The organism is Bradyrhizobium sp. USDA 3650 (assembly GCF_054057395.1).
Window position 1 is genome coordinate 7,146,782 of sequence record NZ_JBSRZG010000001.1, and the last position, 18,247, is coordinate 7,165,028.

Sequence of the window (18,247 nt, forward strand, 5' to 3'; positions counted from 1 at the left end):
GCCGGCGACCGCATTCATGCTAACCACGCGCTGATTGGAACGGTGTCGGCCGCGTGATTTCGCTGGCACCGAACTTGAATCGATTGCCGCCAGGACCGCCGTCGCTGCGGTCCCAAGAGATGGAAAGCTCGCCGAGATGGCTGCTGGTAACGCCGTTCACAATGGTCCGCTCGGCGAAGAGATCGTGCGAGGGATCAACGAGCTCGCGGCGATCTCGGAAGAAGGCGACAAGCTCACCCGCATCTATCTGACCAGCGAGCTGCGCAAGGCAGCGGACCTCATCCTGAGCTGGATGCGCGACGCCGGCATGAGTGCGCGTCTCGACGCGATCGGCAATGTCTGCGGGCGTTACGAAGGCGAGCAGCCGGGCGCACCTTGCCTGATGCTCGGCTCTCACTACGACACCGTGCGCGATGCCGGGAAATGGGACGGGCCGTTGGGCGTGATCACGGCGATCGCCTGCGTCGCCGATCTCAACCGCCGCGGCAAGCGCCTCCCGTTCGCGATCGAAATCGTCGGTTTTGCTGATGAGGAAGGGGTGCGCTTTGCCTCGACCCTGCTCGGCAGCCGCGCGGTCGCGGGCACCTTTGACGAGAGCGCCCTCAACACACGCGACCGCGATGGCGTGTCCATGCGCGACGCGCTGGTGCAGTTCGGGCTCGACCCCGATCATATCGGCGCGGCCGCGCGGGCCCGGCGCGAGCTGCTTGCCTATCTCGAGCTGCACATCGAGCAGGGGCCGGTGCTGGAAACACAAAACCTCCCCGTCGGCGTGGTCACTGCGATTGCGGGCGCGACACGGCTTGCCGCGCGGCTGACCGGCATGGCGGGGCACGCGGGCACGGTGCCGATGGCGCTCCGGCGCGATGCGTTGGCGGGCGCGGCCGAATGCATCGGCGTGATCGAGCAGTTTTGTCGCACCGACGAAGGTGGGCTGGTCGGCACCGTCGGCTACCTCCAGGCGAGGCCCGGCGCGACCAACGTCATTCCGGGCGAGGTGTCGTTCACCATTGACATGCGGGCACCGACCGACATGCACCGCAAGCGCGCGGTCGCCGATGTCGTCAGGCAGATCGAGGCGATCGCAAAGCGCCGTCAACTGTCGCTTCAGCTCGATGTCACCCACGAGAACCGCACCGCTCCTTGTGCGCCCTGGCTCAAGGAGCAGATCGCGCAGGCGATCAAAGCCGAAGGTTTTTCCGTGTTCGAGCTGCCGAGCGGGGCCGGGCATGACGGCATGGCCATGATCGACATTGCCGATGTCGGCATGATCTTCGTCCGCTGCCGCGGCGGAATCAGCCATCACCCGGACGAGCATGTCGAGCTCGCCGATGCCGACGCCGGCGCGCGGGTGTTGCTGGGGCTGATCGAGAATTTTCGGCCGCGGCAAGGCTAAACTGAGCCCGCAAGTCACGGGATAGAGACACGAATCAGACAGGTCTAGAGCCGCGACGGCCTCCCGCCGAACCACGAGACACCATTCGACGGCGCCTATGAACAGCGGCATCTCTTCTCCATCCCCCAGCGAAAACCGATTTTACCAGGGGATCGCGCCGACCTTCGTTGCCAACGCGCTTCAGGCGATGAATTTTCTCGGTGATCGATTCCTGAGGAAGTCGCATCATCCGTTCACGGCCATCGAGGACCTTTACCGGCACTCGATGGACAGTGCCTTTGCGGTATCTGAGTCCTTTCTCGTCACCGGCGCGCCGCACGCTTCTGCGTACTATCCGCGCGACTTTGCCTGGTTCTATCCCGACGTCCTCGACCCCGACACCATCATGGATTCTCAGGATGCGGTGCGCCGGGCTCGTCTGCTCGAAAAGAGCATCCGCCTGCTGCTGGAAGCGGTTCGCGCCAACGTCGTCACGACGACCATCGTCCCGGCTGGGCGCGCCCGGTATCTCGGCGTGAACTATTTCTCGCGCCCCTCGGATACGCTGCTCGGCATTCTGGCCGGCCTCCAGCAGATGATCTCTGCCGAGGAGAGAGCGTCATCCCATCTGGCGATGTCGCAATGCGCGCATGCCGGCCGCCTGCTGCTGGCCGAATATTGCGGTGATCTTAAGCGCGCGATCCTCCAGCTCGCAAGCGAGCTGGCGCCGTTCAATGATGACGGCTCCACGTATTTGCTGTGCGACGCCAGAACTCCGCGCTCCGCGGCAACCGACACGCGCGCCGAGCGCAGGCGTTTCGTCACCAATGGCTGCGTCTACACGACGTTCGTGTGGGGCGTGCAGCTCGGAATCGTCGACGAGAACGAGCTGAAGCGGCGGCTCGGTCGCGACCTGGCGCAGTACAAGAGGGACCTGCTCCACCTGTTCGGCAAGGGCGGTTATATCAGGCATTCTCTTGATGGCCCCACGGGCCCGCCGGTGTCCTCGGTCGCGCTGGATTTCGTCAGTGTGCATCGCGGCTTCTGGGATATGAACAAGGAAAGCGAGCGCGCGCTGTTCGCGGCAACGGCGGATCTGATCGTCGCGGAGCCGCGCTTTCGCATCCCCGGCACATTCCACTTCCTGGTGTCCGCGGATAATCCGCGGAACAAGATGATCCACAAGATCGCAGCTCCCGCCTACCAGGGACGGTCCTCCTGGCCGACGTTCAACGTCGAGTTCGCGGATCGCATGCTGGACTACGACGAATTCTCGGGGAGCCATACTTACCGTTCCTGCGCCCAGGGAATTCTGAAGGACATTCGCACCGCGACCGAAGTCCACGGCGGGTATCAGGAACTGATCTCGGAGCAGGGCCTGAAATATCGCACCTGGGCCTACAAGGGCGCCGTGGCCCACTCCTGGTTTCCGCGTTTCCTCTCCGTCTGGAGGAGGGCGCATGGAACGCCGCTCCTCCAGTGGAATGACTGAACGGCGGTCGCTATCCCGCCGTCACATCCACGAGCTCGCCACCGTCGAGGACCTTGGCCGCCTTGGCGCGGTCGAGGTCGCCTTCCCAGGCGGCGACCACCACGGTGGCAACGCAGTTGCCGGTGAGGTTGCCGACCGCGCGAGCCATGCCGATGAACCAGTCGACCGACAAGACCAGAACGAGGCCGATCGCAGGGATGCTCGGCACCGCGTTCAGCGTCGCCGCCAGAATCACGATCGCGGAGCCCGGTACGCCATGCGCGCCTTTCGACGTGATCAGGGAGACGCCGAGCACGAGCAGGAGGTCGCCGAAGGACAGCGGCGTGTTGGTCGCCTGCGCGATGAAGACGACCGCAAGCGTCAGGTAGATCGAGAACGCGTCGAGATTAAAGGAATATCCGGTCGGGATGACAAGGCCGACGACGGAATCCTTCACGCCCATCCGCTCCAGCTTCTTCATGATCTGCGGCAGCACGGCGTCGGACGAGGCGGTCGCGAGCACGATGGTCAACTCCTCGCGCAGGTAGGCGAGGAATTTGAGGATGTTGATGCCGGCAAGTGCCATGACACCGCCGAGCACGCCCAGCACGAAGATGCCGACCGAGACGTAGAACAGCGCGACCAGTGAGACCAGCTGCTTGAGCGAGCCGACGCCGTATTTGCCGACGGTGTAGGCGACTGCGCCGAGCACGCCAAGTGGAGCAACGCGGACGATAAGCCCCATGACCCGGAACAGCACGGTCGAGGCGGCATCGATCATCGACGTCACGAGCTTGCCCTTCTCGCCGCCGACCAGCGCGAGGCCTACGCCGAACAGCACGGCGAAGAACAGCACCTGGAGCACGTCGTTGCGCGACAAGGCGTCGAACGAGGTGCTCGGGATCACGTTGAGGAGGAAGGAGCCGATGCCGCCGCCCTGAAGCTTGTGGGCGTTGTCGGCATAGGTGTTGAGCGCCTTGGCGTCCAGCGTCGAAGGGTCGATGTTCATGCCATGACCGGGGCCGAAAGTGTAGGCCAGGATGAGACCGACCACGAGCGCGACTGTGGTCATCACCTCGAAATAGACCAGCGCCTTGACGCCGACCCGTCCGACCTTCTTGAGGTCGCCCGCGCCGGCAATGCCGTGCACGACGACGCAGAAACACGATCGGCGCCACGATCATCGAAATCAGCTTCAGGAAGGCGTCGCTGAGAATCTTGAGGGAAATGGCAAAATCCGGCGCGGCCACGCCGAGAATGATGCCGAGGATCAGCGCGGCCAGGACCTGGACGAACAGCGATGTGTAGAGCGGCTTTGGCTCGGCGGCCGGGGCCGCAGCAATGGTCGACATGGTGACTCCCCCGTTTTGACGACGTCTCGATCGTCGAAAGGAGCAACTAGCGTGCCAGATTGTCGCGGTTTTCGCTGAGGAGGAGGTCTATTCGGTCGCTTTTGCGGTACGACCGGGCGTCCGAATCGGCACCGGGACACCGTTCGAGGTGCCGTCGGTCACGTGTGCAGGTGATGTTGCGGTCGTATTGTCACGTTCCGCATGCGGTGGCCGCGTCACGCCGCGAGATCCAGCAGGCGACACGATCCGCGTACCAGCACCTTGCGTCCATTGGGCGTCATGACCGGCACGCCGTCGCAGACGACGACAAGACCGAGCTTGACGAGGCTCTCGATGAGATAGGCCTTGGAAAGGCGACCGTTCGACACCGGGTTGCGAAGCGCCTTCAGAACCTCCCATTGGTCTGGCGAAAGATCGAAGTCGATGTCGTTGCTCATGTTGCCTCAAGCCGTAGTGCCGTTCGTGCGCCTCTGTTAGAGGCGCTGCATGAAGACCGTGCGACGACAATGAGTCGGGAATTCGGTGAGGTCTTTAGAACTTCTCTTCACAAATTGCTGCACGCCATTGCGCCACAAGAGTTAAGATCGCTCGATCACGAACATCGTCCCGGGGCTCGATCACGTATTGATGATGTGGACTTGACGTTCGTTCGCAAACTACCGCGCTGCACGGGCAGCGCTGCTGTCCCATTCTGCGTCGCAATAAGCACAGAAATTATGAGACGAAGGGTTCGGGATTCTGCTACGCTCATTCACGGGGAATGGCTTCACACGGCAGGAGTGGAGTGCATGAACAGACTGGTCGAAATTCGTAGTCAGGAATCCCTGTGCCGGGAGCGCGCCGTGCTTGATTTCCAGCGCCGGGTTTTCTGGCTTGCGCAAGCTCAGGAATGGGAGCAGCGCGCGCTTGACGAGATCGCCTATCATTTCCGGGAGTGCAATGTGACTCAGACGGAGCTGGGGCGAAACTGACGTCGGCTGTGGGTAAGGCCTACTGATAAGTCGCCACAATATCGGACACCGCGCGCTCGAGCTGCTGCGCGGTGGCGCACTGGCGCACCACGCTGCAGAAGGTCGCATAGCGCGGCATCTCGGAATCGCCAAAGCCCCAGGCGAGACGTCCTTCGGGATTGAGCCACACCAGTCGCTTCGAGCGCTCAGAGATGCGGCGCAGGATGTCGGCGCGCGGATCGAGATTGTTGCTGCGGGCGTCGCCCAGCACGATCACCGTGGTCTGCGGCGTCAGCGTGCTCATAAACTCCTTGTCGAAATCGGCCAGCGAAGAGCCGTAGTCGGAGGAGCCGAAGCCGACCTTGGACATGATCTCGGCCATCGCCTCTTCCGGCGGTTTCTTCTCGAGGATGTCGCTGACTTCGATCAGATGCGAGGAGAAGGCGAAGGAATGGACGTCGTCGACCACCTCGTGCAGCGAGTGGATCAGGAGCAGAAAGAAATCCGAGACCTGCGCGACCGAGCCCGAGACGTCGCAGAGCGCCACGATCTTCGGCCGGTCGCGATGCTTGCGCTTCCAGGCCGTGAGAAAGGGGATGCCGCCCCAGGCGGCGTTGCGGCGCAGCGTGCGGCGGACGTCGAGATGACCGCGCCGCTGGCGCTTGCGTGGCTTCGAATAGCGCTCGCGCAGGCGCCGCGCGATCTGGCGGATGAGAGCGCGCATTTCCGCGACATGGCGCCGCTCGATGCGGGCAAGCGGCGCGTTGCGCAGAATCTCGTTGCGGAGGTTTTCAGCCTCCTCGCGGGCATAGAGCGCAAGCCCCTGCGCGACGGTGTCGCGAACGGCGTCGCGCAAGCCATCGAGCGCGGCGCGAAGCCGCTCGGCCAGTGCCGGATTGGTCGCGGTCAGCTCGTCGAGATCGTCGCGTAGCCGCTGGAGGCCCATGGCGTCGAGGATGCGGCTGGAGAAGATGCCGCGCTGGGTGGAGTAGCGGATGTCGGACAGGGTGGCCGCACCTGAGGCGCTGGCGATCGCGGCGGTGATCGCATTGCGATCCTGCGACAGCAGCATTTGCGCCAGGGGGCCCAATTCTGCGGGAGGCGAACCGCCGCTCGCATCGCTGGCCTCGCCGGATGACGGAGATTGATCGGCGTCCTCCGAAACATCGTTGCTGTCGGCTTCAGGCTGTTCCTGCCGCAGCTCCGGCTGGCTGAAGAACAGATCGAAGCAGTCACCGAGCGCGAGCTTTTCGTCCTGGGACTTGGCGAGCGTCAGAAGGAGTGCATCGCGCAGGATGGTCCGGTCGGAAACGCCGACCTGCGCGACCGCACGCATCGCATCGATGCTTTCGGCCGGCGAGACATGGACCCCGGCGCCACGTGCCGCACGGAAGAAACGATGAATGTTCTCGCGCATCGGCGTCAACCGAAGACGTTGGATCGTGCTGCCTTGGCAATGAAGGTCGTAATCTGAGGCTGGGCCGCCTCGATGTCGGCCTCGTATTTCAGAAGCACGTTGAGCGTGTCCTTGACGACCTCGGTGTCGAGCTCCGAGGCCTGCAAGAGCACCAGCACGCGGGCCCAGTCGATGGTCTCGCTGACCGAAGGCAGCTTCTTCAGGTCGAGCGAGCGGATTTCGTGGATAAAGCCGACCATCTGCCGCCGCAGCGTCTGCGAAATGTTGGGGACGCGGCTCTCGACGATGCGCTCCTCGAGCCGCTGCTCGGGGAAGCCGATGTGCAGATGCAGGCAGCGCCGCTTCAGGGCATCGCCGAGATCGCGCTCGCTGTTGGAGGTGAGGATCACCGTTGGCGGCGTGATCGCGGAGACGGTGCCGAGTTCGGGGATCGTGACCTGGAAGTCGGAGAGAATTTCCAGCAGCAGCGATTCGAACTCCGCATCCGACTTGTCGATCTCGTCGATCAGGAGCACGCAGCCGCCCGGCTGCTCCAGCGCTTGCAGCAGCGGCCGCGGCTCGACGAACTCCTTGGAGAAGAACACGTCACCGAAATCGTGGAGCTGATTAAGTGCAGCGTGCAAAGTCTGCGCGCCGCCCAGGACTTCGCCGAGCTTGTCTTTGAGGATCTGCGTGTAGAGAAGCTGCTTGGCGTATTTCCATTCATAGAGCGCCTTGGCCTCGTCGAGGCCTTCATAGCATTGCAGGCGGATCATCTTCAGGCCGCGCCAGGCCGCGATCGCCTTGGCAAGCTCGGTCTTGCCGACGCCCGCGGGGCCTTCGACCAGGATCGGCTTCTCGATCTGTTGCGACAAATAGACGGCGGTCGCGATCTGCCGGCTCGCGATGTAGCCTTGCGCGGCGAGGCCGCTCTCCACTGCCTCGATCGCTGTCGAGGGCTTCTGTTCAGCCACGAAAAGGCGCTCCCAAAGGTCTTGATTGAGGCTTGTTCTGCCTGCGTTCACGGCAAAGAACAAGCCTCGTTTGGGAAAGGCCAGACCCGCGCGAATGGGCGTTTTTTCCGCTCAACGCAAATAGTCGGGCGGCCAACCGGCCGCGCGATCAGTGCCGCAGCAACTCCGGCTTGCGGATCGTCTGTCTGACCTCGGCGCCGCAATCGGCGCATTCATAGACGAAGTCGATCTTGGCAAGACTCCAATGCGGCTCGACCTCGCGCACATACATTGGAAGGAACCCCGTGCAAGCAGGGCAAATCACAGGCGCGATCTCGATATCCTGATGATGCTGTACATAAGCTGGCATCTCGGCTCTCCTTCGCAGACGACCTCCAAACCCGCGCGAAGGCTACTGCCGGCTGGCGCAAGGCCGACATCAACTCTTTCGAACAGAGGCGGAACGGCGGAGGTTTGTCGTTCGCTGTGACATTCTTGTTACGTCTCTGTACTGTGACGGGCGGACCAAATACCTATTTCAAAAGTCCGATCCAGTGTTCGGACTTTGACCTCAACGATAAGGGAGCAACGCCCATGACGCATGCCATTCGCTTTCACAAGACTGGCGGTCCGGAAGTGCTGGTCTGGGAGGAGGTCAGTGTCGGCAAGCCCGGACCTGGCGAGGCCCGAATCCGCCATACCGCCGTCGGTCTCAACTTCGTCGACATCTACAACCGTTCGGGCCTTTACCCGGTGCAACTGCCGAGCGGGCTTGGCAGCGAGGCCGCTGGTGTCGTCGAGGAGGTCGGGCCCGGTGTCACCGATCTGAAGCCGGGCGATCGCGTCGCCTACGGCGCCTCGCCGCTCGGCGCCTATTCCGAGGCGCGGCTGATCCCGGCCGACCGACTGCTGAAGCTGCCGGACGGTGTCGACGACAAGACCGCGGCGGCGATGATGCTGAAGGGGCTCACCACGCAATATCTGATCCGGCAGACCTATCGCGTGAAGGCCGGCGACACCATCCTGCTCCATGCGGCCGCCGGTGGCGTCGGCCTGATTCTCTCTCAATGGGCCAAGCATCTCGGCGCGACCGTGATCGGCACCGTCAGCAATGACGAAAAGGCCAAGCTCGCCAAGGCGCATGGCTGCGACCATGTCATCATCTATAGCCGCGAGGATTTCGTGAAGCGCGTGGATGAGATCACTGGCGGCAAGAAGGTGCCGGTGGTCTATGATTCCGTCGGTAAGGATACGTTCCTGAAGTCGCTTGACTGCCTCGCGCCGCTCGGCGTCGCCGCGCTGTTCGGTGCGTCGTCCGGCGCCGTCGAGCCGCTCAATCTCGGTTTGCTCGCGCAGAAGGGCTCGCTCTACGTCACCCGGCCGACGTTGTTCACCTACGCCGCCAAGCGTGAAAGCCTGGTCGCGATGGCAGGTGAGCTGTTCGACGTCGTCAAGTCCGGCGCGGTCAAGATCGAGGTGCACCAGACCTATCCGCTGAAGGACGCCGCCAAGGCGCATGCCGATCTCGCCGCGCGCAAGACCACGGGATCGACCGTCCTCACGGTGTGATCTCCGACCGGGCCGTGGCGCAAGCCGCTCGGGCCTTGCGTCACGTCGGCTCGTGCTTACGCAGATCGTGGGCGTGATCGAGGCGGATAGCCTGGAGGTCGACTTCTTCGGGCCGGATCTCCGGGAGGGTGGCCTCGGCGAGGATGGCCTCGGTAATGTCCTCGACCGAGCTCTCCGCGATCTCGTGGATGAACGAGATGTTCCGATATTCACCTGAGGCAACGCGGGAAATGACCTCGCGCCTGGTGATTTCAGGGTCGACGACCGCCTCGCGGCCGCGGCGCCCATAATCGATCATCACGACGAAATACTGCATGAAACGATCCTGCCGTGCCTCATGTCGGGCACGGCAGAGTATTTCCGAAAAACGGAATCAAGTCAAGGTGAATTTCGTAAAAACAGAAATTCCGGCCTACTTGCTCCTCTTGCGAGGGCGCGCCGACTTGGCGCGCAGCCGTTCCAGCTGCCCCTTGGGCATGGACAGGCAGATCTCGCCGACCCACTCCAGTTTCACACCGACGATCTGTTTGGCATTGAAGCTGCTGAGATTGACCACGGAGGGGGATTTGCCCCGCTCGATGGTCTTCAGATAGCGCTCGCCGGTCTTGAGCCGGACCACGGCCTCCTCGCCGTAGAAGCTCGACAGGGGATGGCGCTGGTCCTTGTAGACCACGATGACGTCGCCGCTCTCGTATTTGGGCAGCATCGAATCGCCCACGATCTCGAATGCGATGGTCTCCTCCATGATCGGAAAGGGCAGCGCGATGTCGCCGAGGCCTTCCGGCGGAACCTGCTCATAATCCGGCTCGATCACGGCACCGGCGCCGACGCGGCCCATGATCGGCGCGAGATTGAGCTCGAGATATTCCATGATCGGAATGATTTCCGAAGCCTTCACCAGGCGTTCACCGCCGAGGATCTCCGAGACCGCGCCGGGGCGTACGCCCATGGCAGCCGCCAGGCCGCCCTTGCTCTTGCCTGTCTTTTCCAGGCCCCGTTCGATCATTGCAGCGTCCAACATGGTGATTCCCTCGATTGTCCATCGTTCCGCCTCTTGTAATCCGAAATTCGGAATTGATGCAATTATGAATATCAGAATTGTCGCTTGACTCTGACTTCGGAATACCGGAATGTACGCTTCGCCTCGCGATCGAGCGATCGGAGGAGGCGCATCACAGGACAGCAGCATGGAACCGGGCCATTGGCCGTCGGAGCACTCCGACGCGCTTCGCGACTATTTTCTCAAGGGAATGTCTTATGCGGAGATCGGAAGACAGATTAACGCAAGGTTTGGAACGGCTTACACGCGCAACGCGGTGGTCGGCCGCGCCAAGCGACTCGGGCTGGTCGTGCAGGTGCGGACGGCGAGCCCGTCGATCGTCCCGGTGTTGCCGTCTGGGGCCTGTCTTGTCCTGCCGCACCGCCCCACGGTGCTGACCCTGCCGCCGAAATCCGCGATGAAGCCTGCCGCGCAGGTCAAATTGCGCTGCGTCGGCGTCCAGCCGCGCCTGGTCCCGTTGGTCGAACTCGCTGGCGAGGACTGTCGCTATCCTTATGGCGGCGACAAGGACGGGGAGGAGATCACCTTCTGCGGCCATCCGCGTGAGCCGGGCTCGAGCTATTGCACGCCGCATGCGCGCCTGACGCGCCGCGCCGGAGCTGGATCCACCCGCGTCGTCGGCCCCGTCGTGCTGAGGCTGGTCTCTGCCGCCTGACCTGACGACCGCCCGTTCAATCGTCAATTTCGCAAGGAGTATCCGAGTGGCACGTGTCCGACGCAACAGGTCCTACAAACTGGCGAATGTCTACGATCGACGCTCGCGCGAGATACCGTTTAATGCGGAGGTCGCGGAAGTCGAGGTGGACAATCCGCTGGCGCTCGACCCCGGCGAGAAGATCATGGCCGTGCGATCGATCCGCAGCGATCCGCTCGGCCGGCTGCACGCACACCATCAGATCGACGAGGCGCAGTATCGCGGCGGGCGCGCCTTCCAGAACGATTGGGAGAGGGCCGAGCGTGGCCCTCAGGCGATGGACCCGACCCGCGAATATGTCGATGGCGCGCGCACGCGCGAGCCGGTTACCGAGAGCCAACGTCAGGCGGTGCTGCGGCTGAACCGGATCGAGCGCGAACTCGGCACCGACGGTGCCGCGCTAGTGCACGACGTGTTGGTGCTGGGCCTGACCATGGACGAGATCGGCCAGCGTCGCGCCGTTCGTACGCAACGCTGGACCGACTATTTTTCCCGACGCTTTCGTGAATGCCTGGACCGGTTGGCACTGATCTACGGCTTTGCGACGGAAACGGTGACACGGCGTGCAGGGCAGCGCAGATGACAAGGGCGCGCCCGCGACCTCGGTCGCGGGCGCGCCGGTCTGCTGCTTAGGGATGCGGTAGGATCTGGTAGGTCGTGGTATACGGCTCGACCCGGAGCGACGCGTTGGCCAAAAGCCCGATTCTGGCGGTCGGCGCTTGCTGCAATTCGCCGTTCGGACCGCGATGCACGTTGTATTGCCAGACGGTGAGATCGCCCTTCTGTGCCAGAGCATGTGCAACGGCGCTGGCATCATTGCCGCCGAGCGCCTGAAGCTCCTCCGTCGACAATCCGACGACGATTTCGTCCTTGATGGTGACGATCTTGAACAGGTTCATCCTGGTCTCCTGCGCCCATGCGCCTTGTATCGAGAAGGTGAGAAGCGCGACTGCGGCGCCCTTGATGAGATCGCAGCGAGAAAGCATGCCGTCGTCCTTTGGTTCTGGGGCGCCGAATCGATCAATGCATCGGCCATGGCGCCCGTGATCTGCGTGACTGTTTCGCCACCGCTTTGTCGCTTGCTCCTCAAAAACGGTTCACCGCTGGAAACAAATGCAGCCCGATGAATTCTGATGCGAAGAGGCGAGTCCAAGTCCAAGAGCTCGATGGGGCGGGTTTAGATGAATCCAAACGCCATAGTCTGTCTCTTGGTTCAGAAGGCCGCGCTGTGGCTGCCGATCGATGGCCCGAGATCGACGTCTATTTCGTGAACGATACAACCGCCGACGCCGGACTCAACAATTACGTGCATACGCTGAAGAAGCACTGGTTCGGGTCCACCAATGTCCATTCACATCTGAAACAAGACGAAGCAAGGCGTCGATTGACGGCGATCGAGGCTGCATGCCTGATCGATGACGCTTCTTGACGCAGGTGGGTGACGGCCGGCCATATTCCTGTTATCCGGAATTGCCGTGGCGCGATGCAGACGAAGCATCGCTGGGCCAACTGTTGGGCTTGCCGGAGGGGTTGTTTCTTGACATAGTTGCAACCTGTTCAAGTGTGCCCGCTTGCACATGTAGCTCGGCGCGCGAACACACCGGGCTTCCCCGGACGAAAGCGCGCCGTCGCCATGGCATCCGGTTGTGGCATCCGGTTGTGGCGTTCGGTTCTTAGGTGGGACCTCGATGTTGGATCACGAAGTCCGATGCTTGTCATAGGTACGAGATGAAGAACCTCAATTTCGCAGCTGAGCTGCACCTCAAGCTCGGCGCGCCTGCAAGCGGTACTGTCGAAAGCCTGCGCCTGCTCCGCGCCTTTCTGAAGCTCGCGCCCCGGCAGCGTTTCGAGGTCATCAAGCTCGTCGAAGACCTCGCCACCGAAGAATCCTTTCCCGAACACCCCCTGTCCTGAGCCGGCCTGCGCGCTGGCCTTACCCCTTGCCCTTCGTTTTCCTGCCAGAGCCGGCCGCCGGGCGACGTCTTCCCCGGCCTGGACGCTGGCAGGCGATCCGGCAAGTGTGGTATTCAGTTCTGAAAACGGGAGGAGTGCGACCATGATCGAACCGAAGCTCGAAGTTCCGGCCGAACTGCGCGACCTGGCCGAGAAGACGATTGACCAGGCGGAAAAAGCATTCGGCATGTTTTTCGAAGCCGCCACCAAATCGATGACGACCGTTCCGGGTGCGGGGACGGACGTCTCGAAGCAGGCGCTCGCATTCACCGAGCAGAACATGAAGTCGGCGTTCGAGCATGCTCGCAAGCTCGTCCATGCGACCGACCTTCAGGAGGCGATGCGAATCCAATCGGATTTCCTGCGCAGCCAGTTCACCAATGCCGGAGACCACATGCGCCAGATGACCGGCAGTCTCATGCAGCCAGGGAAGGGCAAGTCCTGATTCTCGGTGCGTTCCCGGCGCGTCCAGAGATTGGACTTGCGCGGGCGTGAATATCCGCACGTCGATGTGGTACCGGTCCACGATGGGCCGTCGAATGGACCTCATTCGCCGCCCATCATCCCTTCTGCTGATCCCTGTCGATTCTCAGGCAGGGACTAGCATTTGTCGTGGGTGTCTTGACCGATCGGTGGCTCTGCTAGCGCAGCGATGCGATGTAGGCCGCGATATCGCCGGCTTCGATCCGGCTCAAGGGGAAATTCGGCATCTTCGGGTGCGGGTCTAGCAGGAAAAAGGCGAGCCTTTCCGAACTGAAGTCAGGCCTGCGCGCAACGGACGCGAAGGAGGGGACGTCGGCGCTCGCCTGGGTCTGGCCGTTCGCCACGACATGGCAGCTGGCGCACCAGCGCCTCGCAAGGTCGGCGCCGTGATCTGCATCGGCGGCGAGAGCGGACGACGTGCACACGCTCGAGGCCACTGCAACCAGCAGACAGATTCGTCTCAAATCCCGGTGCATAGGGCAACCCTGTGTGTTGTTGGCTCGCGACGCCGTCCTCATCCGCAACACGAACCCGGAAACTGCGAGAGGTCGATGCGGGCGATGATCGACCGCAGCAGCTTGCGGGCCAAACGATAAAGATGCCGGGCGAATCTCGGCGTCCTTGCCGCAGGCAGGACAAAGCTTGTCGTAGCGAGTCTTTTCGTATCAAGGCTTTCGATCGAGTGCGACACGTGCCTCTCCGAGATGGCGAGGCCCTTTCTAGCGTGGCCGGCTCGCGACAGCCTTGATCTGCCGCAAAGGGGACGGACTAATAGTCGCCGGGGTTCATGATCATCGGGCTTCGTGTGTCAGCCGGGGCGAGCGCGCTGCTGGCGCTGTCGCGCAGGAAGCGGTCGAGTGTCGCCTGGATCTTCTCCTTGACCGCATCGGGACCGCGATCGCTCATCTCGGTATGCTGCGCACCAGTGTGGATAATGTCGATGCCGCGCGCCTTGGCCTCTTCCGGCGTCGGCAGCACGCCGGGATCGGTTACGAAATGCGGATCCTTCGAACGGAACGACAGGATCTTCATGTTGTCGCTAAGCACGAAAGGTACCCGCAGATTGTCCAGCGTGATCACTTTCGACACCAGCTCCGGGTGCTGATGGGCGACATACATCGAAACGTCGCCACCGTTGGAATGCCCGACGAGCGTGATGTGGTCGTAGTCGGCGTTCTCCTGCCGCCGCTTCAACTCGCCCAAGGTGAAGAGGATGTTGGCCTCGCAGCGGATATAGACCTCGCGCCGGCCGACATATTGCTGGCCGGCCTTGGTCATCAGCGGCGGATCGCTCGGCAGATCCTGCTGGATGCTGGCGACGAGATAACCGCGTGCGGCGAGCACGTTGGCGAGGAAGGAATATTCGGTGGCCTTGACGGTATTGCCGTTGCTGATGATGGCGAGCGGGAGCTTCCAGAGGCCGAGATTGGCCTTGGTCTCGTAATCGCGTCGTACAGCGATTTCGACCGCAATCGGCCGCTGGCGCGCGGCGTCGAACAGGGTCAAAACCTCATGGCGGATCGCGAACCGGCTGACGACGAAATACTGGCCGACGCCGAGGACGCAGAGAAACGCCAGAACAGCAAAAACCTTTTTCATGGTTCCGTCTCAAATCACTTTTGACTGAACATGGCCATTGGGAACTCCCGGATCGAGCGATCGTGAGCAGGTTACGGGATTAAATTTAGGCAAGTCTGTGAGCCGCGCCCCAAAAGAGCCGCATGCCCGGGAGCCACAGCGCGAAGGGCGAGGGTTTACAGACAGCCGCCCTTGCCGCGTTCGGGGCAGAGCCGCAGCGCGCTTGACAGAGTAAACAGGAAGCGGGGGCTGCGGCGGTCGTTGTCGGGCGCCCGGTAGCTCAGGGGGACGGCCACGCCGAGATCGGCCTGGAAATCGTCCGGCAGGAAGAACCGCACGCCAGCTCCGGCCGAGGTCAGCGACAGGCCGTCGCTCAGGCGGTAACCGTCGTTCCAGACGGCGCCGGCGTCGCCGAAGGCATAGAGCTGATAGCCGGTCCAGTAGCGGTAGTTGAGTTTCTGGTCGAAGCGCAGTTCGAGAGAGCCGGCAAGACCGTTGTCCCCGCTGATCTCTGCTGCGCCATAGCCGCGCCCGAAGGCAGCGCCACCGAGATAGAATTGCTGCGAGGTGAACAGCGGCCGTGACGCCGCCTGGCTCGCAGCGGAAAGCTTGAGCGACCAGACGTCGTTGAGCATCTGGTAGCGCGTGAACCAGAGGTTTAGCACCGAGAAGTTCGATGACGCGCCATCGCGCGACAAAAGATCGTCGTCGAAATGCGAGGCACCGAAGATGTCGAGGCCCTGGCGGTAGGTCAGCGTCGCGAAGTTGATGCCGCCGAACTGGTCCTGAAGCCGGTAGTCGGCGGTCAGGCTCACGGTCCTGATGTGGTCGTTGTACCAGGGGCCGTAAAGGTCATGCTCGGACACGTTGCTGAAGGTCGTCGCTGCGGTCAGGGTCAACGAGGAGGATTGCGACTGCAATGGGACGATGCTGGCACGCAGCTCGAACGCCTCGGTCGTGGTGATGTCGCTGTCGAGGCGGCGGGCATCGCCCGGCCTGACCGCGCTGTACAGGACGGACCCGCCGAGACGCACACCGTCGACACCGACCGGTGCATCGTAGGACAGCCGTGCGAAGCCAAGCTGGCGGGGGTCGTTGGCGATGGTCGACAGATTGACCGCCAGCGTGTCGCCGGGCGTGAGATAGGAGTTGAACGCGCCGGTCGCATAGGTCTGCCACGGACCAACTGATGATGAGCCGAGATTGTCCAGACCGAACGACGAGAAGACGTGCCAGGTCTTCAAATAGACGATGAGGCGGAATCGGCCGGTTGCAGTGCCGACCTCCTCCAGTGCGGTATCGGTGATCCGGACGCCAGGTCTGCCGTTGATGAGAAAGAGCTGACGTTCCAGCGTTGCCAGGCGCGACGGTTGCTCAGCCAGAACCGGCCCAAGCATCGGTCGCACGCCGAACTGCTCGGCGCCGTCGCCTTTCAATTCGGCCTGCACGATAGCGCCTTCGACCACCTGGATCCGGAGCAGGCCGTCGGCAATGTCCTGCGGCGGCACGATCGCGCGGCTCAAGTGAAAACCATCGGCCCGGTAGAGATCGCTGATAGCGCCGGCGATCGCGGCGAGATCGGCCTGCGAAACCTTCTTGCCGACATAGGGCTGATAGACCGCGGCGATGCGATCGGGGGAAACGGCCCGGGCTCCGCTGACGTTGATGCCGCGCAGCACGAACTGAGGCTTGGTATCGCCGCCGGTGTTGGGCTGGCCGACTGTCGGCAGCCTGACCGGAGGACGGGTCAGCGATTCCCGCTCGGTTTGGTTTTCAAAATATTTCTCAGGCTGGCGCGGATCGAAGCCCGGCTGGTTCGCCTGCTGTGCGAAAGCCTGAGGAACTCCCGTGAAAAAAGGGGCTAACAGCGCCAATGTGGTAACGAGATGCCGCTTCCCGACGCGCGCGACGCGCCCGTCCCCGTAGTTTGACGGAGATGTGCCCGTGAAGCGGTAAGGGTTCGTTAGCCACATGATTTTTCATAGTTTTTTATGGTCAATGAACCGTTAACGCGACCGCTCCGCTGGCCGCTTCCCGCTAATCCTATGTTGAGTGATTTCGGATACCCCTCAGGCTGGCTGTAACGCGGACTGAGGATCGTCATGCTGAGCAAAATTGGAATGCGGTGCGCCTTCGCGGCTGCGCTGATCCTGGGAACGGCTTCCGCCGCATCCGCCGCGGACGATGGCATCTGGTCGGTCGGCAAAGCCACCGGCGAGGTCTGGGTCGCCACCAGCGGTGCGCAGCAGGTCTCGTTGAATCAGCAGGAGGCGCTCAAGCCCGGCGATACCATTCGCACCGGACGTAATGGCCGCGTGCTGCTCGTCCGCGGCGAGGAGACGATCCTGATCTCTCCCAACTCGGTGGTCGGCTTGCCGACCGAGACCAAGGAGGGCCTCTCGACCACCATCATCCAGCAGGCAGGTTCGATCCTGCTCGAGGTCGAGAAGCGCAACGTCAAGCATTTCGAGGTCGAGACGCCCTATCTCGCCGCTGTCGTCAAGGGAACGCAGTTCAGCGTCACCGTGGCCGCGGGCAGCACCAAGGTCGGCGTGCTTCGCGGCCAGGTCGAGGTCTCCGACTTCAAGACGGGACAGATCGCCCAGGTCCTGCCGGGGCAGGCCGCCACCGTCTTTGAGCATGGCAAGCCTGGTCTCAGCCTGAGCGGCGCCGGGACCTTCAATCCGATCGAGCACGGCAAGCCTCGCGCCTCGAGCATCGAGCGCGTCCCCGTGCCGAAATCGGGCCTGCCGGCGCCGCGCAACGGGGCGAATGGCCACATGATCCATGCGCTCGGGCCGATCGATAAGGGCACCAAGGCGGCTGGCGCGCTCAAGCCATCGCAACAGGCGGCTGGAGCTCACGCGTCCAAGGGCGGTACTGCAAAGCCCGGCGTCGTACGCATCTCGAACTCGCTCGGCGAGGTCAAGCTGAACGTCCACAAGGTCACGCACGGGCTCGCCCACGGCGGCGGTGCCCCCGGACAGGTGCGCAACGCGCACGCCAGCACCGAGACGGTCTGGAGCGACTCGAAAGCGAGCACGACGGCATCCAACAGCACCGTCCAGACGGCGGTAACCACGAGCAGCGGCGTGACGGCTGGCAGCACCAGCTCGTCGGCTGCGAGCACGACAATAACCGCGACCACGGCCGGTGCGTCCAGCGACTCTGGCGGCGGCAGCGGAAATTCCGGTGGCAAGACCAACTCCGGCAACGGCAACTCCGGTAACGGCAATTCCGGCAATGGGAATTCCGGCAACGGTAACGGCAACAACGGTGCCACCGGTAACGGCAGGGGCAACAACGGTAACGGCAACGGCAATGGCGGCGGAAACGGCAGCAATGGCCACGGCAATGCCTTTGGCCACAACAAGCACTGAGGCGATTTCCTGGGGATGAGGGGCGCAACCGCA

The 18,247-nt window shown here is 62.8% G+C and carries 20 protein-coding genes and 1 pseudogene; 10 read left to right on the plus strand and 11 right to left on the minus strand.

Annotated features, from left to right (window positions below; translation table 11 throughout):
• The first annotated feature begins 136 nt into the window (after positions 1 to 136).
• Together ACVIN2_RS33595 and ACVIN2_RS33600 are read left to right on the plus strand one after the other, a co-directional pair.
• Positions 137 to 1,396 carry an allantoate amidohydrolase gene (locus ACVIN2_RS33595; RefSeq protein WP_456768889.1) on the plus strand — a complete coding sequence of 420 codons (1,260 nt, stop codon included), beginning with the start codon at positions 137 to 139 and terminating at the stop codon, positions 1,394 to 1,396.
• A gap of 97 nt (positions 1,397 to 1,493) precedes the next feature.
• Entirely contained in the window at positions 1,494 to 2,867 is a 1,374-nt protein-coding gene (locus ACVIN2_RS33600) for a hypothetical protein (protein ID WP_456768890.1), read from the plus strand.
• A 10-nt stretch (positions 2,868 to 2,877) separates the two neighbouring features.
• On the opposite strand, the pseudogene ACVIN2_RS33605 reads toward ACVIN2_RS33600, so the two are convergent.
• Positions 2,878 to 4,198, minus strand: a pseudogene (locus tag ACVIN2_RS33605) (dicarboxylate/amino acid:cation symporter).
• 215 nt (positions 4,199 to 4,413) lie between these two features.
• A complete protein-coding gene (locus ACVIN2_RS33610; protein ID WP_247290522.1) occupies positions 4,414 to 4,635 on the minus strand; it encodes a hypothetical protein in 222 nt (73 codons plus the stop codon).
• Between the two features lie 351 nt (positions 4,636 to 4,986).
• On the opposite strand from ACVIN2_RS33610, the gene ACVIN2_RS33615 reads away from it, so the two are divergent.
• Positions 4,987 to 5,169, plus strand: a complete 183-nt coding sequence (locus ACVIN2_RS33615; protein ID WP_456768891.1) for a hypothetical protein — start codon at positions 4,987 to 4,989, stop codon at positions 5,167 to 5,169.
• A gap of 19 nt (positions 5,170 to 5,188) precedes the next feature.
• Here the strand turns inward: ACVIN2_RS33615 and ACVIN2_RS33620 are convergent, their stop codons facing one another.
• From ACVIN2_RS33620 to ACVIN2_RS33630, 3 genes are all read right to left on the minus strand, one after another.
• Positions 5,189 to 6,565, minus strand: coding sequence for a vWA domain-containing protein (locus ACVIN2_RS33620; protein ID WP_456768892.1), 1,377 nt, complete (start codon positions 6,563 to 6,565; stop codon positions 5,189 to 5,191).
• A gap of 5 nt (positions 6,566 to 6,570) precedes the next feature.
• On the minus strand, positions 6,571 to 7,518 hold the full coding sequence (locus ACVIN2_RS33625; RefSeq protein WP_456768893.1) for an AAA family ATPase: 948 nt from the start codon (positions 7,516 to 7,518) through the stop codon (positions 6,571 to 6,573).
• 148 nt (positions 7,519 to 7,666) lie between these two features.
• Entirely contained in the window at positions 7,667 to 7,867 is a 201-nt protein-coding gene (locus ACVIN2_RS33630; RefSeq protein ID WP_247356466.1) for a hypothetical protein, read from the minus strand.
• Between the two features lie 224 nt (positions 7,868 to 8,091).
• Here ACVIN2_RS33630 and ACVIN2_RS33635 point away from each other — a divergent pair, with 224 nt between their 5' ends.
• Entirely contained in the window at positions 8,092 to 9,066 is a 975-nt protein-coding gene (locus ACVIN2_RS33635; RefSeq protein ID WP_247402853.1) for a quinone oxidoreductase family protein, read from the plus strand.
• Between the two features lie 40 nt (positions 9,067 to 9,106).
• Here the strand turns inward: ACVIN2_RS33635 and ACVIN2_RS33640 are convergent, their stop codons facing one another.
• Together ACVIN2_RS33640 and ACVIN2_RS33645 are read right to left on the minus strand one after the other, a co-directional pair.
• Positions 9,107 to 9,382: a hypothetical protein gene (locus ACVIN2_RS33640; protein ID WP_456768894.1), complete on the minus strand. Its 276-nt coding sequence runs from the start codon at positions 9,380 to 9,382 to the stop codon at positions 9,107 to 9,109.
• A gap of 96 nt (positions 9,383 to 9,478) precedes the next feature.
• Complete coding sequence (locus ACVIN2_RS33645) at positions 9,479 to 10,087, minus strand: S24 family peptidase (RefSeq protein WP_007612810.1); 609 nt, start codon at positions 10,085 to 10,087, stop codon at positions 9,479 to 9,481.
• 166 nt (positions 10,088 to 10,253) lie between these two features.
• On the opposite strand from ACVIN2_RS33645, the gene ACVIN2_RS33650 reads away from it, so the two are divergent.
• The gene (locus ACVIN2_RS33650; RefSeq protein ID WP_456768895.1) at positions 10,254 to 10,781 is read left to right on the plus strand and encodes a GcrA family cell cycle regulator; all 528 of its coding nucleotides are present in this window, start codon (positions 10,254 to 10,256) and stop codon (positions 10,779 to 10,781) included.
• 46 nt (positions 10,782 to 10,827) lie between these two features.
• The gene (locus tag ACVIN2_RS33655; protein ID WP_456768896.1) at positions 10,828 to 11,403 is read left to right on the plus strand and encodes a hypothetical protein; all 576 of its coding nucleotides are present in this window, start codon (positions 10,828 to 10,830) and stop codon (positions 11,401 to 11,403) included.
• 46 nt (positions 11,404 to 11,449) lie between these two features.
• Here the strand turns inward: ACVIN2_RS33655 and ACVIN2_RS33660 are convergent, their stop codons facing one another.
• On the minus strand, positions 11,450 to 11,806 hold the full coding sequence (locus ACVIN2_RS33660; protein ID WP_007612800.1) for a hypothetical protein: 357 nt from the start codon (positions 11,804 to 11,806) through the stop codon (positions 11,450 to 11,452).
• A 137-nt stretch (positions 11,807 to 11,943) separates the two neighbouring features.
• Here ACVIN2_RS33660 and ACVIN2_RS33665 point away from each other — a divergent pair, with 137 nt between their 5' ends.
• The 3 genes from ACVIN2_RS33665 (at position 11,944) to ACVIN2_RS33675 (ending at position 13,218) form a co-directional block, all read left to right on the plus strand.
• On the plus strand, positions 11,944 to 12,249 hold the full coding sequence (locus tag ACVIN2_RS33665) for a hypothetical protein (RefSeq protein ID WP_456768897.1): 306 nt from the start codon (positions 11,944 to 11,946) through the stop codon (positions 12,247 to 12,249).
• A gap of 299 nt (positions 12,250 to 12,548) precedes the next feature.
• Positions 12,549 to 12,734 carry a hypothetical protein gene (locus ACVIN2_RS33670; protein ID WP_456768898.1) on the plus strand — a complete coding sequence of 62 codons (186 nt, stop codon included), beginning with the start codon at positions 12,549 to 12,551 and terminating at the stop codon, positions 12,732 to 12,734.
• A gap of 142 nt (positions 12,735 to 12,876) precedes the next feature.
• On the plus strand, positions 12,877 to 13,218 hold the full coding sequence (locus ACVIN2_RS33675; protein ID WP_027519308.1) for a phasin: 342 nt from the start codon (positions 12,877 to 12,879) through the stop codon (positions 13,216 to 13,218).
• A gap of 196 nt (positions 13,219 to 13,414) precedes the next feature.
• Here ACVIN2_RS33675 and ACVIN2_RS33680 read toward each other — a convergent pair whose 3' ends face one another.
• From ACVIN2_RS33680 to ACVIN2_RS33690, 3 genes are all read right to left on the minus strand, one after another.
• A complete protein-coding gene (locus ACVIN2_RS33680) occupies positions 13,415 to 13,732 on the minus strand; it encodes a c-type cytochrome (RefSeq protein ID WP_456768899.1) in 318 nt (105 codons plus the stop codon).
• A 292-nt stretch (positions 13,733 to 14,024) separates the two neighbouring features.
• The gene (locus ACVIN2_RS33685) at positions 14,025 to 14,855 is read right to left on the minus strand and encodes an alpha/beta fold hydrolase (RefSeq protein WP_247402863.1); all 831 of its coding nucleotides are present in this window, start codon (positions 14,853 to 14,855) and stop codon (positions 14,025 to 14,027) included.
• A gap of 155 nt (positions 14,856 to 15,010) precedes the next feature.
• Positions 15,011 to 16,807, minus strand: a complete 1,797-nt coding sequence (locus tag ACVIN2_RS33690) for a ShlB/FhaC/HecB family hemolysin secretion/activation protein (protein ID WP_456768900.1) — start codon at positions 16,805 to 16,807, stop codon at positions 15,011 to 15,013.
• A gap of 129 nt (positions 16,808 to 16,936) precedes the next feature.
• Between ACVIN2_RS33690 and ACVIN2_RS33695 the strand changes: the two genes are divergently transcribed.
• Positions 16,937 to 18,214, plus strand: a complete 1,278-nt coding sequence (locus ACVIN2_RS33695) for a FecR domain-containing protein (protein WP_456768901.1) — start codon at positions 16,937 to 16,939, stop codon at positions 18,212 to 18,214.
• Positions 18,215 to 18,247 lie beyond the last annotated feature (33 nt).

What these genes read in the sequence shown, in the direction of transcription:
- ACVIN2_RS33695 (WP_456768901.1), top strand. Translation starts at nt 16,937, where the DNA reads ATGCTGAGCAAAATTGGAATGCGGTGCGCCTTCGCGGCTGCGCTGATC.
- ACVIN2_RS33665 (WP_456768897.1), top strand. Translation starts at nt 11,944, where the DNA reads ATGAATTCTGATGCGAAGAGGCGAGTCCAAGTCCAAGAGCTCGATGGG.
- ACVIN2_RS33615 (WP_456768891.1), top strand. Translation starts at nt 4,987, where the DNA reads ATGAACAGACTGGTCGAAATTCGTAGTCAGGAATCCCTGTGCCGGGAG.
- ACVIN2_RS33690 (WP_456768900.1), bottom strand. Translation starts at nt 16,807, where the DNA reads ATGTGGCTAACGAACCCTTACCGCTTCACGGGCACATCTCCGTCAAAC.
- ACVIN2_RS33620 (WP_456768892.1), bottom strand. Translation starts at nt 6,565, where the DNA reads ATGCGCGAGAACATTCATCGTTTCTTCCGTGCGGCACGTGGCGCCGGG.
- ACVIN2_RS33680 (WP_456768899.1), bottom strand. Translation starts at nt 13,732, where the DNA reads ATGCACCGGGATTTGAGACGAATCTGTCTGCTGGTTGCAGTGGCCTCG.
- ACVIN2_RS33610 (WP_247290522.1), bottom strand. Translation starts at nt 4,635, where the DNA reads ATGAGCAACGACATCGACTTCGATCTTTCGCCAGACCAATGGGAGGTT.
- ACVIN2_RS33645 (WP_007612810.1), bottom strand. Translation starts at nt 10,087, where the DNA reads ATGTTGGACGCTGCAATGATCGAACGGGGCCTGGAAAAGACAGGCAAG.
- ACVIN2_RS33685 (WP_247402863.1), bottom strand. Translation starts at nt 14,855, where the DNA reads ATGAAAAAGGTTTTTGCTGTTCTGGCGTTTCTCTGCGTCCTCGGCGTC.
- ACVIN2_RS33675 (WP_027519308.1), top strand. Translation starts at nt 12,877, where the DNA reads ATGATCGAACCGAAGCTCGAAGTTCCGGCCGAACTGCGCGACCTGGCC.
- ACVIN2_RS33635 (WP_247402853.1), top strand. Translation starts at nt 8,092, where the DNA reads ATGACGCATGCCATTCGCTTTCACAAGACTGGCGGTCCGGAAGTGCTG.
- ACVIN2_RS33600 (WP_456768890.1), top strand. Translation starts at nt 1,494, where the DNA reads ATGAACAGCGGCATCTCTTCTCCATCCCCCAGCGAAAACCGATTTTAC.
- ACVIN2_RS33640 (WP_456768894.1), bottom strand. Translation starts at nt 9,382, where the DNA reads ATGCAGTATTTCGTCGTGATGATCGATTATGGGCGCCGCGGCCGCGAG.
- ACVIN2_RS33650 (WP_456768895.1), top strand. Translation starts at nt 10,254, where the DNA reads ATGGAACCGGGCCATTGGCCGTCGGAGCACTCCGACGCGCTTCGCGAC.
- ACVIN2_RS33595 (WP_456768889.1), top strand. Translation starts at nt 137, where the DNA reads ATGGCTGCTGGTAACGCCGTTCACAATGGTCCGCTCGGCGAAGAGATC.
- ACVIN2_RS33670 (WP_456768898.1), top strand. Translation starts at nt 12,549, where the DNA reads ATGAAGAACCTCAATTTCGCAGCTGAGCTGCACCTCAAGCTCGGCGCG.
- ACVIN2_RS33630 (WP_247356466.1), bottom strand. Translation starts at nt 7,867, where the DNA reads ATGCCAGCTTATGTACAGCATCATCAGGATATCGAGATCGCGCCTGTG.
- ACVIN2_RS33660 (WP_007612800.1), bottom strand. Translation starts at nt 11,806, where the DNA reads ATGCTTTCTCGCTGCGATCTCATCAAGGGCGCCGCAGTCGCGCTTCTC.